Here is a 13,638-nt window from a genome sequence, read left to right on the forward strand (position 1 = left end):
ATTATTTATTGTATTCATAATAAGCTGACTCTGCCTTGCTATTCGGGCTCGAGGCCCCGTTGACTATCCGAGTTTAATGCTTGGAGTTTATACAGCGTTCTAACTTGTTACCGGTCTCTCAATAGAGGAGCCTACGCTCAATCGAACTACTGTATAAAAGGCTTTGGTTGCAGCCAAAGCTTGGGCCTCACATTACCCGAACTAGATTAAAGTATTAATTAATTTATGGGTTTATTATCCATACAAGCCAATCAAGCGGGACTAAAAACAGTTTGCTCAGTTTCGCTTCGCTACACATTTTAGCAAACAATTTTTAGCCCCTTATTGGGGCGTTAGAGGTACTCAGAGGTTTTGTGAAAAATAAGATTTTAGAGTGTGGTAATTCAACAAATACTATTGAGGTTATAAACCTTAATTTTGATGTTGATCTCCTAACAATTACAATATCTATTGACGGTGATAAAATTGATATTATTTTCGAAGAGCCTGCAGGTTTTCGAGTCTTAGATGAAGGTGACTTGTTAGAGTTTTGGCCTGAATGTTCCTTACAAGCAGGGTGGCTCCACGAAATAATTTCTGGTGGCTGGTTCGACTTAGAAAGTAAGCGTAATGGTTTTTCGTCGTGTGGTAATTCAGAAATAACGGAATATCTAGTGGTTGGTGTAAATTATTGCGTAAGCATTCTTGGTTGGGAAAAGCCAAGCATTCAGCAAAGCACGCGCTAACAAGGCATTAAAAACGGAACTAAAACAGTTGGTTAGGTTTCGCTACACTACACATTATAACGAACAATTTTAGTCCGCTTAATGCGGCGTTAGGTGCTCTATGAATCCAGTCGTTACATTAGGTAGAAAAACTGTCGATTTAAAATTTAAAGCACTTGGTTTAAAAATAATTCAGGATATTCCGACGGACGACTTCAACCATATACTAGATTTTCACCTTGAAAATGGCTGGATCAAAACCTACGAGTACGATGGCTTTGACGCATGGATTGATTACGGTAAAATTAAGCTATCAAATGCAGGTCGTAAGATGAAATTTGAGTGGGATAATTGGAGTGAAGGTGAAATATCAGGTAAAGCAAAAGACATTTAAACTTTAGCTGTTAAATTTAAGCTTACTGCAAGAGAAACACCAAAGTGGTGGCCTTAAAGCACCTAACGAAGCGTTTAAAAGCGGACACGTAACAGTTGGCTCGGTTTCGCTTTGTTTCACATTTTAGCCAACTATTACTTATCCGACTATTCCGGCGTTAGGTGTACATACAGATGCAACCCAGATTGGAGATCGAATTTTTACGCGATGACCCCTCGAAAATATGGGTAAAGGCATGCAATGAATCCTTCGCTGGTGAGACGGAACAATATATAAATGCTCAAATATTGGAAAAACTAACTGAACAATTATCTGCCTTTCCTCAATCTAACTCAGATGAAGTTATCTTTAAAGTTGGTGAGCTTGGCTCGTCTTATGGGCATTGTGAGTTTAAATTTTATTGCTTCGACTCTGCTGGTCATACTGCTGTATTAGTTTCTCTGTCAAATGACAGCGCATGTATTGCAAAATTTACCGTTCAATTTGAAGCTTTATCATTGGATGCCTTTGTATCCGATATCAAACTAGCTTTAAAATCGGGATCAGGTGTTTCCGATTTAATTGGTATAGAATCATATACACAAAACGTGTAGATACACCTAACAAGTGGCACTCTTCAGTCATCCGAAAACATAAATTTTATAATGGCTGGCAAGATATTTCACTGTGTCAAATGGCACTTAATTTATCGGACCTACACTGCCAATTGGCTAACAATGGTAACTTTACTCCCACTTACACTCTCGCATCTTTACTTTGTCGTTTTTAAAAAGCACACCTTCTGATAATAACTTTTGGCGCTGTTCTTGGTATTTGTCACTGCCCACAGGAAACGATATTTTACCTTGGCTATTAACAACACGATGCCATGGAATAACCGAATCACTTGGCATTATTTTTAATAAACGCCCTACTAAACGTGAGTTTTGTGGGTAGCCCGCAAGAGTTGCAACTTGCCCGTAACTTGCTACTTTTCCAGCTGGGATGCCTGTTATAACAGTATAAATAAGGGTTTCTTTATCAATATCCATTTTTATTAGCGTAAACCTTACTCAGTTGTTTAAATTGGTCCCATACAGTGCGTGCCACTGGGCCATGATGAATGGCGTGTTGCCTAAACGCTCTTATTTGTGCGCTAAATTTATGCTCGCGGTCGGTAATAAGGATTTCTTGTAATAAATCTGCTTTTATTTCAGGCGCGCAATGCTCTAAGCTCATCATGGCCCAACCAGCTCCTGAGAGTAAAAACGATTTTAAGGTCGCCACATCGTCTATTTTCATCATTGCGGAGCCTTTGGAATACGAAAGCCTTTCGCTGTCTATACTTAAATCGCTTTCAAACATGGCTAAGCAGGGGTAGTTTTGTAGTTGAGTATAAGTGAGCTGTTTGGGTAAAACCCCTTTTGCGCTTACTATTCCAATATCGAGCTTGCCTATGGGCAAGCTTTCTAAATCGCCTGTGGCATGGAATAAATCAAACCATGGGCCAATGCCTAGCTCTGCTTGTCCATTGTTTACTTGCTCTAACGACGCAAATCGTTTTCCGCTGCTAATACAAAACTCGGTACTGGTAAACTGTTTAAAAGTATTACTTATGATCTGGTTGTAGCTTTGCTTATGACAAAGCTGCTCGTAACAAATTTTATATTGCGGTTCATTCCCTAATGAGAGCTCTTCTGCCAGTTTTGCAAGCTCGTCGTTTGCATGCAGTAGCTGTTGGGCTTCACGATGGAAGATACGCCCTTTTTCAGTCAGCTGTAATCTATACTTAGTTCTGTCTAAAAGCTCAAACCCTATTTGCGATTCTAGGTTTTTAATAGCCAATGTTAACGCAGGCTGCGTTTTATGAAGCCTTTGAGCAGCCCCGCTTAAGCTTGCGCTTTGTACTATGGCATCTAAAATTACCAATTGATTCAGCTTCATATTGTGCCCAAAAACATCATAAATAAAACTTATTAAGTATGTAAGATTTAATGAATTTTATTTTATATGTTTGCAGCGTATTCTGCACTTAATTAATTTGCCAATATTGCAACGGAGAAGACATGAAACTCTTTCGTCTATGTTTATTAACAACGACCTTACTTAGCTTAATAGCGTGTTCTGAGCCAGAACAACAAGTTAAAGAAGAGCCTATCCGCCCTGTTAAGCTTTTCACTATAGGCCACGACTCACAAATTAATATTCGTAGTTTTCCAGCTGAAGTGGTTGCAAACCAGGGCTCATACCTTGCATTTAGAGTAAACGGAGAACTTATAGAGTTTCCGGTTCTTGCCGGTGAACACGTTGAAAAAGGTGATTTATTAGCAAAATTAGACCCTGAAGATTTTCAACTGCAGTTTGATGAACGAAAGGCACGTTATGAGTTGGCAAAGTCGCAATTGAGCAGAATAGAACAGCTATTTGAGAAAAAAATCACCAGCCAATCTGAGTTAGACCAAGCTTTAGCTAATATGCAAATTGCTGAATCGGCCTTCAGAATTGCTGAAACCAACCTCGAATACAGCGAGCTGCGTGCGCCATTTGCAGGTACCGTTGCAAAGGTATTTGTAAAAAACTTTGAAAACATTCAGGCAAAGCAAAATATTTTGCGCCTAGAAACTCGCGATTTAATGGACGTAGAAATCCAAGTGCCTGAAAAAATAGTAGCGCGTTTTAAAAAAGGGACTGATTACCATCCAACGGTTAAATTTGATGGCTTTGAAGATAAAGAATACACCCTCGACATTAAAGAATGGGACACCCAAGCCGATCCTGCAACACTGACCTATAAAGTGGTATTTTCGCTACCCGTCCCTGATGACTTTAACTTACTAGCCGGTATGACTGGCCGTGTTTTAATTGATTTAAGTAAAGTAACTCGCTCGCAGGTTGCTTATACCATATTGCCTATTGAGTCGGTTTTTTCTGATCCTCAAAAAGCGATTAACAATAATGCCTATGTTTGGCTTTATGATGAAAATACCGGCCAAGTTCATAAGCAAGCTGTTGAAGTTGGACAATTACACCATGATGGCATAGAAGTACTTAGCGGTATTAAAGAGGGCCAAATTGTGGTGTCTGCGGGTGTTCATTCGATTGAAGAAGGCATGAAAGTTCGCCCATGGAATAAAGAGCGAGGCTTATAATTATGAGCTTTGCACAACTTTCCATAGAAAAAAAAGTAATTAGTTGGATGTTTGCACTGCTGCTTTTAATTGGCGGAAGTGTATCTTATTTTGATCTAGGCCAACTAGAGGACCCTGAGTTTACTTTAAAGCAAGCTATGGTTATTACCATGTACCCGGGTGCTTCGCCGCAACAGGTTGAAGAAGAAGTTACGTTTCCTTTAGAAAATGCAATTCAACAATTACCGTATGTTGATCATGTCACGTCTATTTCGTCAAATGGCAAATCTCAAATAGCCGTAGAAATGAAGAGCACCTAGCGAAAAGAACAACTTCGTCAAATTTGGGATGAAATGCGTCGTAAAATTAATGACCTTTCGCCATCACTACCTAGTGGTGTTTACCCAAGCACCATTTTAGATGACTTTGGAGATGTATATGGTGTTTTATATTCTGTTGTGGGTGACGGCTACTCTTACGATGAGCTAAAAGACTATACCGACTATTTAAAACGTGAATTGGTATTAGTAAAAGGGGTAAGCAAAGTAACCATTGCCGGTGAGCAACAGCCACAAGTAATGGTAGAAATATCTACCCGTAAATTAGCCCAACTTGGTATAGCCCCTAGCCATATATTTGCTTTATTACAGTCACAAAACACGGTATCTAACGCAGGTAAAATTAGAGTGGGCGACGAATCAATTCGTTTTCACCCTACCGGCGAATTTAAAGATGTTAAAGAGCTTGAAACCCTGCTGATTTCTAAACCAGGTGCCAGCGAGCTTATTTACTTAGGTGATGTTGCCGAGGTATTTAGGGAATACGCTGAAGTACCTACTAATGTTATTAGATACAATTCTGAACAAGCACTATTAATTGGTGTGTCGTTTATGAATGGCGTTAATGTAGTTGATGTGGGTAAACGTATTGATGCTCATTTAGCAGAGCTTGAGTACCAGCGCCCCCATGGTATTGACGTTAATGCTGTTTATAACCAACCAAAAGAAGTAGAAACCTCCGTTGACGGCTTCATTGTAAGCTTGCTAGAGGCTATTGCAATCGTCATTGTTGTTTTGCTTATTTTTATGGGTCTTAAAAGTGGCATTTTAATTGGTGGTATTTTATTACTAACTGTTTTAGGCACCTTTATTTTTATGAAGCTGTTTGCCATAGATTTACAACGTATATCACTAGGTGCACTGATCATTGCGCTTGGTATGTTAGTAGATAACGCTATTGTAGTGACCGAAGGCATATTAATTAACTTAAAACGGGGTCAAACTAAACTTAAAGCCGCTGTTAATATTGTAGAGCAGACCAAGTGGCCATTATTGGGTGCGACCATCATAGGCATTACTGCGTTTGCGCCAATTGGTTTGAGTTCTGACGCAACGGGTGAGTTTGCCGGCAGCTTATTTTGGGTGTTATTCATATCGTTGTTACTCAGCTGGATAACCGCTATTACCTTAACGCCATTTTTTGCAAACCTTATGTTTTCAGAAAATGAGTTTAAAAAAGATAAAAATACCGGAGACGATTCAGATAACGACCCATACCAAGGATTTATTTTTACAGGCTATAAAACACTCTTAGATTTAGCAATGCATTACCGTAAATCAACTATGATCCTCATGGTTGTATTACTTTGTAGTGCAGTAGTGGGGTTTGGCTCGGTTAAGCAGTCGTTTTTCCCAGCCTCTAACACACCTATGTTTTACGTAGATTACTGGCAACAACAAGGTTCAGATATACGCGCAACAATAGACGGTATTAAAAAGCTTGAACACTATTTGCAAAAAGAAGAACTTGTAGAAGAAGTAACAAGCACGACAGGCCAAGGTGCGCCGCGCTTTATGCTAACTTATGCGCCTCAAAAGTCTTATTCGTCTTATGGACAACTTATCATAAGAGTAAAAGACCGCGAAGCTGTTGCAGTCGTCATGCAAAAAGTACGAGATTATTCACAAAACTCAGCGTTATCAGCCGAGCTAAAGATAAAACCAATGGAAATTGGTCCTTCAACTGATGCAAAAATAGAAGCTCGTTTTACCGGCCCAGATCCTGTTATTCTGAGAAAACTCGCTGCAGAGGCTGAAAAACTAATGTCGCAAGACGACGGCGCGTTTAATATCCGAAACGATTGGCGTGCACGTACTAAAATGATTCGCCCACAGTTTAACGAGCAAAAAGCGCGACGTTTAGGGATCAGTAAATCAGACCTGGATGATGTGCTGCTTACAAGCCTTTCGGGTAAACAAGTCGGTGTATATCGTGATGGAACCCAGCTTTTACCTATTATTGCTCGCTCACCTGCGAATGAGCGCCTAAATGTAGACAGCGTTCATGATTTACAAATATACAGCCCTGTTTTAGGTGTATTTGTGCCTGTAACGCAAGTAGTTGATGAGTTTATAGTTGAATGGGAAGATAGCCTAATAATGCGTCGCGATAGAAAGCGAACAATTACGATAATGGCCGATCAAAATGTATTAGGCGACGAAACAGCCGCTAAATTATTTGCCCGAGTACGAGGCCCCATTGAATCTATAGAGCTTCCTCATGGCTACTCTTTAGAATGGGGCGGCGAATATGAATCATCTAGTAAGGCTCAAAAAGCAATATTCGGCTCTTTACCGCTGGGCTATTTAGCTATGTTTGCTATAACTGTTTTACTTTTTAATTCTTTAAAACAGCCTCTTGTAATTTGGGCTACGGTACCATTAGCAATTATTGGTGTAAGTGCAGGTTTATTAGCTATGAACGCACCGTTTAGTTTTATGGGCCTACTTGGGTTATTAAGCTTAAGCGGCATGCTAATTAAAAACGGTATAGTGTTAGTCGATCAAATAAACCTTGAGCTTCGCGATGGTAAATCGCCATATCAAGCAGTGTTCGAATCTGGCGTAAGCCGTGTGCGTCCTGTCGCAATGGCAGCTATAACCACAATACTGGGTATGATCCCATTACTATTTGATGTGTTTTTTCAATCAATGGCGGTCACTATTATGTTTGGTTTAGGCTTTGCCACTATATTGACACTAATAGTAGTGCCTGTTTCATATACTATGATTTTTAGAATTGAATACGAACCAAGTAAATAACGACATATTAAGTGTTTATCTAAATAAAAATGCCACAGCGTAAACTGTGGCATTTTTTATAACTTAAACAAATATAATGGTAATTGTTTAGCTTATTTTTTTAAACTTAGCTTTGTTCGTGCGCCTGCTTTATTGCTAGATGCACTATTTGCTTTTACCGTTTTTGGTTTACCGACATAGGTTGTAGAGCGCTTTTGGTAAGATGCTTTAGCGCGATTATTTTTTTGCTCGCCCCCTGGCTCTTTTTGTTTATTACGGCGCGGGTTTTCACCCTGAAAGTCACGCTTGGGCGACACCCCAATGTTTTTATCCACAACCTTATTAGTATCTAAAGAATGCTCTTGAGTTTTTCCTGAGTCTGCAATCGAGTCGTTAATTTGCGCCATTTCAACATCTGATAAATGACGCCACTGCCCTACTTTTAAGCCTTTTAACGTTACATTCATTATGCGAGTGCGCTTTAAAGTAACCACCTCGTAACCTAAATACTCACACATTCTACGAATTTGGCGATTTAATCCCTGGGTTAAAATAATCTTAAATTCTTTAGGGGCAGTTTGTGTAACCTTACACTTTTTGGTCACAGTATCTAAAATAGGAATGCCGTTGACCATTTTAGATACAAATTGGCGATTAAGTGGTTTGTCTACGGTGACTACATATTCTTTTTCGTGGTTATTACCCGCACGCAAAATTTTGTTAACAATATCGCCTTCGTTGGTTAAAAAGATTAATCCTTCAGAGGGTCTATCTAATCGCCCAATTGGAAATATACGATCGGGATAATTAACCGCTTTAACAATATTGCTTTGTATTTTTCGCTCGGTTGTACACGTTATACCAACTGGTTTATTGTAAGCAATATAAACGCGTTTAGGTGGCGTTTTTAATGGTTTTCCATCGACCAATACGACNTCGGTTGCTGCAACCTTTACGCCCATTTCTGGCGAATTACCATTAACTGACACACGACCTTGCTCAATATATTTATCGGCTTCACGGCGTGAACAAAAACCTGTTTCACTAATAAATTTATTTAAACGTTTTAATTCGGTCATATCACTTAATGGTATTAATTTTTTAGGGTCGCTAGTGTATACCCAAACCACCTAAAAATGCGAGTTATGCCGCCGATTTAATGTCGGTTAATTTACGCCAAAGCACTTCAAGCGGCCCTTGTTTAAAATAACAACTGTAAAATAACGTAAATAATAACTGCGCAGCAACTAAGCTAGCGGCAACTAACCAGTAATCTATTCTATTAAAGCTAAGTATCCACTCTGGAAATAACACTCTATAAATAAGCAATTGCATAACGGTTTGGCTTATATATAGTGTGAATGCCATGCGACCCGCCTGCTGTATTAGTTTGCCAAACTGTGGGCTATTGCCACAAAACTTAACGATTAAATGAATATAAAGCCCAGCCATAAACAGGGCGGCGAACATGTTAGAAATTTCTTGTAAACTAAAACCCAAGCCACCGGTAAGCGTTGATGTGTTTAATCTTATAATACAAGAAATAAGTACACCTACTGTACATATCCGCAACTGCTGAGTTGATAAACCTTTGCTAAAAACTCCCTCTTTGTACGCGTAAATACCTATTAGCATAATGCCAACGCACATCCACATCGTCATTAGCGGTACTGTTATTAGCATAAGAATATTTATATAAAGATTTTCATTAAAATAGTCACTGTAATGAGGGCTAAATAACTCGATAAACTTGGCAGAATCACGATAAGTCTGATCGTCAGGAATACTCAATAACACTAAAAATGTAACTACTGCTGAGAGAGCAGTAAACTCAAGCCCTCTTTGCAATAGCTTGGGGTTGTCGGTGTCTAAATATTTAATAATAAACCAGCCAGATACACCATAAACAAACAAAATATCACCAGCCCAAAGTAAAAAGCCGTGTATGAGGCCAAAAATTATTAGCCAATATAATCTGCTCTTTATTTGAACTGATGACTTATAGCGCTGCCATTGAATATATAAACCTGCGCCAAAAAGTAGGCTAAACAGCGTTCTAAATCGGCCTTCTATAAACAGTATATTCATATATTGAATGAGGGTGTCGCTTACAGGGGGGGTGGTTAATGGCACATAACCAAATTCCATAAAACCAAAAGCATAGCCATTCATAAACACTAAGCCAAGCACGGCAATGCCGCGAATAAAGTCCATATTATAATTTCGCATTAAAGCTGTTTTCCGTTAAATATTATTTTTATAGCTGTCGGCCCAGTCAACCGACATTTGGTAAAGCTCTGGTAGTATATCACTTTGTATATTTAAAAATATAACTGCTTGTTCGAGTGCCCACCAGCTGCCGGTTTCGTATGCTTTAACAACTTTTAAAATGTAATACAGTGTGTTTTTTTCTTCAAGCAGGGCTGCTTTTATATCATCTTGAAAAGGTAACTTTTCAACCAATAAGCTCATTGGTTCATCTAAAATAGCATCAAGGAGTGAAAACAAGCCGGTTAAAAAAGCCTCTCCTGACTGATGCTTGGCCACTTTTTTAGCAATCAATTCACAAAAACGGGCACGCACCACGCACACTTGCATTAGCTCTGCAGGCTTTTTACCGGCAGTGTGAGCTGTCACGATTAAACTAACAAACTTTTTTAAACGCTCCTGTCCTAAATAAACAAGCGCTTGCTTTAACGACGCAATTTTACTTTGTATTGGAAACACACCGCTATTAATTAAACGCAGTAATTTATAAGCTAATGCTGCATCAAGTTCAAACAATTGTGCTATTGCCGTTAGGTCTGGATTAGGTTTCATTATCTCAGCGTAAATAGCCACGACTAACCCGTAGTTATAATCGATGTCGTTATGCTTCATCATGGTGGGTTTTGCAAAAAAATAACCTTGAAAGTAATCAAAGCCCATACCAGCGGCAACTTCATATTCTTGTTGTGTTTCTATTTTTTCCGCCAGCAACTTAATTTGTTTGTGATCTTTAAGCTTTTTTATAATAGGGTGAATTTCGTCTAATGGGGTTATGGTTATATCAAATTTTATGAGTTTAACGAGCTTTAAAAAACGATCCCATTGCGGTTTATAAACAAAATCATCAAGGGCGAGATTAAAATTACTATGAAATAACTCTCGGCATAACTCGTAATTTGTATCGGTGGGCTCTATGCTCTCAAGCAGCTCTATTACAACGTCTTGGCATGGTAAAAAGGCACATAGGTCAAGCTCTAAAGATTCTGGCCCAATGTTGATAAGTGCTTTTTTACCTGAGGTGATATGGCGTGTACCCAAATTAAGCTGATTTTCCATAATAAGCCGCGCAGTTGCCTGTCCCTCGGCTATATCTGGAAAAAAGTTTTTAGGGCTGTCCCTAAAAAGCAGCTCATACGCAACTACTTTTTGACGCCGATTGAAAATTGCTTGCCTTGCAACAAATACAGACACTTTACCTACTTTATTTAAATCCATTAATACCAAGTTATTAATAGCGTAAATAATCTAAAATGTCACTTCGCTTAAGTTAAATTACATAAACTTTATCGGTACAAGGTTGAAATGTAATCACTTGCAACCTGCGACCACGAAAAGCGTACTGCTTTTGCATTAGATTTTATTTGCTGCCATTTTTTTGGATATTGTTTATAAAATGCTAGCGTTTCAGCTAGGCATACGTGCAAACTATGTGTTTGCTCAAGTAATGTTGCGCCGTTAAAACTAAACCCATTTTCGTTGTGTTTTACTGTATCTTTTAATCCGCCAACGCTATGCACCAAACAAGGTTGACCTGCACGCATTGCCAGCATTTGGCTAATTCCACACGGTTCAAACGAACTAGGCATTAAAAATAAATCACCTAATTGATACATTAAGTCGCCTACTTTTTGTGCATAACCTTTTAAAAATAATAAGTTTTCGTTACGCGTCATAGCTTTTGTGAACACGGCTTCTAACACTTTATCGCCAGAGCCTAATATAATTAAACGCCCACCGTACTCATTAATACTATTACATACTGCGTCTATAGCAAGTTCACCATTTAAAGACTGGCACAATAGCAATACTTTTTGCTCTGTAAGTCTACCTACGCTAGTTACTAGTGGGCCGTTATGTGGGGTTGCTTTAAACTGTTTCAATCGTTGGTGTGCAATGTAGTGACCGCTTTCAAGCTGTTCGCTATTACCCATCCAACTAAATAAACTTTTTTCAGCCTCGCTGTACAGCTCATTAATATCTGCCTTTATTACTTCAGGCCCAGGGTATTCACAGCCATTCAAAATGCCGACGACTTTCCCTAGATTAGCTGCATTTTGGAGATCGTGCTCAAGCCCTTCACCACCAAAAAAGCCATCGTTATAATTACTTGGCTTAAGTACTTCTTGGCTATAGGTAGGCGACACTAAATGAATTTTATCTGCTAAATTAATAGCGCTTCGCATTGGGTTAAAACAATTTGTGTACCTTGGATCACACAAGTGTTGGCCGTTATAACTTAGTGATGGAAACCAAGCCTCTAAGCTCGACTCATCGTGCTTAAAAGGTCTTATTCCTTGTAGTGCTAAATTGTGTACTGTATAGGCTAAATGTATATCAATTAGTGGGCTGTAACGCGGTTCAAACTTTAAGAGAACAGCAACACATGCACTATGCCAATCATGCAAATGCAACGTATTAGGGTGTTTTAGTAACCCTTGCAATAATGCTTCGCAAACCGCGGCATTAAATAGCGCAAATTTTGTTGCATCGGTTGCAAATGGCCTGCCCGGTGCATCATTACAATAAACACTACCCGATTCACTAAACATTGGATGACTTATCACAATTTGGGTTATGTTATTTTTTGTTTGATCCACTTTAAACAAGGTCAATACATGAGATTGAGCATTAAAGGCTACCGTTACTTCACCTATGTAATGCCTATTTAATGGCTCAAATCCATAATCTGGGATCACCACATCTACCGATACGCCTTGCTTTGCAAGAGCTTTAGGTGCATCACGAACTACATCTGCTACACCCCCTACTTTAGCGCCAGGTAACGCATCGTTTTCTGCACCCACCATTAATACATGCATTAATTTACTGCTTCCTTTGTTTTAATAAGCTCGCCCGCTTCAGGGCAAGCTTGTTTTTACCTAACTCTGTATTAAGCTAGTTTCTTATTTTCTTGTGTTTGACGTTCTAATTTTTTAGCAAGTTCACTAAGCATTTCTCGCGTAACAAGTACAATGCCTTTTTTTGATACCCTAAAGCCATTCTCTTCATCTGTTTTGCGATCAAAGCCTATTTCAAGCCCTGCTGGTATTTCACAACTTCTGTCTATTATTGCACGTTTAATTTTACAACCGCGGTTAATAATAGCACCCGGTAAAATAACCGATTGCTCAATTTCACAAAATGAGCGCACATGCACGTTAGAAAACAACAATGATTTTCTTACTGCCGAACCCGAAATAATACACCCACCAGAAACAGTAGAATCAAGGGCCATTCCTCGTCTGTCGTCATCATCAAATATAAATTTAGCGGGAGGTAATTGCTCTTGGTATGTCCAAATTGGCCACGCTGGGTCGTATAGGTCAAGTTGAGGCTCTGGCATAACAAGCTCCATATTAGCCTCCCAAAATGAGTCGAGTGTTCCTACATCGCGCCAATAAGGTTGACCTTCCTGTTGAGGGTCTCTAAATGGAAATGCAAAAACGTTATGCTCTTCAATAATTGCAGGGATTATATCATGCCCAAAATCGCGGCCTGAGCCTTCATTTTCTGCATCTTTCTTGAGTTGCTCAAATAAGAACTCAGTATTAAATATGTAGTTACCCATGGATGCTAAACATGTACCCGGCTTGCCTGGCACTGAGCTTGGCATAGCTGGCTTTTCATCAAAACGGCAAACACGGCTTTCTTCATCTACCGTCATCACGCCAAAGGTATCTGCAGCTTCTTCAACGGGTACTTCAATACAACACACGGTCATATCGGCCCCTTTTTGAACATGCTCAGCAAGCAATGCACCGTAATCCATACGATAAACGTGGTCGCCTGATAAAATCATTACATATTTAGGCAACTCATGACGAATAATATCCATATTTTGAAAAACAGCATCGGCGGTACCGCAATACCATTCATCACCATGGCGTTGTGATGCAGGTAATATTTCAACCGATTCACCCAATTCCTTTTTAAAGTGTCCCCAAGCTCGATTTACGTGGCGAATAAGTGAGTGAGATTTATATTGTGTTGCTATACCCACACGCCTAACACCCGAGTTAATACAGTTAGACAAAGGAAAATCAATAATTCTGTGTTTACCACCAAAGTATACGGCTGGCTTTGCA

11 protein-coding genes and 2 pseudogenes are annotated in these 13,638 nt (G+C 39.2%); 5 read left to right on the forward strand and 8 right to left on the reverse strand.

Annotation, left to right across the window (positions count from 1 at the left end):
• Positions 1–353 precede the first annotated feature (353 nt).
• The 3 genes from ATS71_RS06935 (at position 354) to ATS71_RS06945 (ending at position 1,691) form a co-directional block, all read left to right on the forward strand.
• On the forward strand, positions 354–725 hold the full coding sequence (locus ATS71_RS06935; protein WP_058404166.1) for a hypothetical protein: 372 nt from the start codon (positions 354–356) through the stop codon (positions 723–725).
• A 100-nt stretch (positions 726–825) separates the two neighbouring features.
• Entirely contained in the window at positions 826–1,098 is a 273-nt protein-coding gene (locus ATS71_RS06940) for a hypothetical protein (protein WP_058404167.1), read from the forward strand.
• Between the two features lie 173 nt (positions 1,099–1,271).
• Positions 1,272–1,691, forward strand: coding sequence for a hypothetical protein (locus ATS71_RS06945; protein WP_058404168.1), 420 nt, complete (start codon positions 1,272–1,274; stop codon positions 1,689–1,691).
• Between the two features lie 132 nt (positions 1,692–1,823).
• Here ATS71_RS06945 and ATS71_RS06950 read toward each other — a convergent pair whose 3' ends face one another.
• Together ATS71_RS06950 and ATS71_RS06955 are read right to left on the reverse strand one after the other, a co-directional pair.
• Positions 1,824–2,129, reverse strand: coding sequence for an MGMT family protein (locus tag ATS71_RS06950; protein ID WP_058404169.1), 306 nt, complete (start codon positions 2,127–2,129; stop codon positions 1,824–1,826).
• The gene (locus ATS71_RS06955) at positions 2,119–3,021 is read right to left on the reverse strand and encodes a LysR family transcriptional regulator (protein ID WP_058404170.1); all 903 of its coding nucleotides are present in this window, start codon (positions 3,019–3,021) and stop codon (positions 2,119–2,121) included. Before ATS71_RS06955 ends, ATS71_RS06950 begins: the two co-directional genes overlap by 11 nt.
• 122 nt (positions 3,022–3,143) lie before the next feature.
• Between ATS71_RS06955 and ATS71_RS06960 the strand changes: the two genes are divergently transcribed.
• Together ATS71_RS06960 and ATS71_RS06965 are read left to right on the forward strand one after the other, a co-directional pair.
• Positions 3,144–4,226: an efflux RND transporter periplasmic adaptor subunit gene (locus tag ATS71_RS06960; protein ID WP_058404171.1), complete on the forward strand. Its 1,083-nt coding sequence runs from the start codon at positions 3,144–3,146 to the stop codon at positions 4,224–4,226.
• Positions 4,227–4,228: 2 nt separating this feature from the next.
• A pseudogene (locus ATS71_RS06965) lies at positions 4,229–7,306 on the forward strand (efflux RND transporter permease subunit).
• A gap of 92 nt (positions 7,307–7,398) precedes the next feature.
• On the opposite strand, the gene ATS71_RS06970 reads toward ATS71_RS06965, so the two are convergent.
• The 6 genes and pseudogenes from ATS71_RS06970 to glgC form a co-directional block, all read right to left on the reverse strand.
• On the reverse strand, positions 7,399–8,220 hold an 822-nt coding region (locus ATS71_RS06970), incomplete at its 5' end, for a pseudouridine synthase (RefSeq protein ID WP_235591433.1).
• 1 nt (position 8,221) lies between these two features.
• Positions 8,222–8,364 (reverse strand): annotated as a pseudogene (locus ATS71_RS18895) (S4 domain-containing protein); the annotation flags it as partial.
• A gap of 64 nt (positions 8,365–8,428) precedes the next feature.
• Positions 8,429–9,499, reverse strand: coding sequence for a DUF418 domain-containing protein (locus tag ATS71_RS06975; protein ID WP_058404172.1), 1,071 nt, complete (start codon positions 9,497–9,499; stop codon positions 8,429–8,431).
• Positions 9,500–9,529: 30 nt separating this feature from the next.
• Positions 9,530–10,744, reverse strand: coding sequence for an EAL and HDOD domain-containing protein (locus ATS71_RS06980; RefSeq protein WP_058404216.1), 1,215 nt, complete (start codon positions 10,742–10,744; stop codon positions 9,530–9,532).
• A 92-nt stretch (positions 10,745–10,836) separates the two neighbouring features.
• Entirely contained in the window at positions 10,837–12,372 is a 1,536-nt protein-coding gene (locus ATS71_RS06985; protein ID WP_058404173.1) for a glycogen synthase, read from the reverse strand.
• A gap of 71 nt (positions 12,373–12,443) precedes the next feature.
• On the reverse strand, positions 12,444–13,638 hold a 1,195-nt coding region (gene glgC / locus ATS71_RS06990; protein WP_235591434.1), incomplete at its 5' end, for a glucose-1-phosphate adenylyltransferase.

The organism is Pseudoalteromonas sp. H71 (assembly GCF_001468485.1).
Lineage (GTDB): Bacteria > Pseudomonadota > Gammaproteobacteria > Enterobacterales > Alteromonadaceae > Pseudoalteromonas.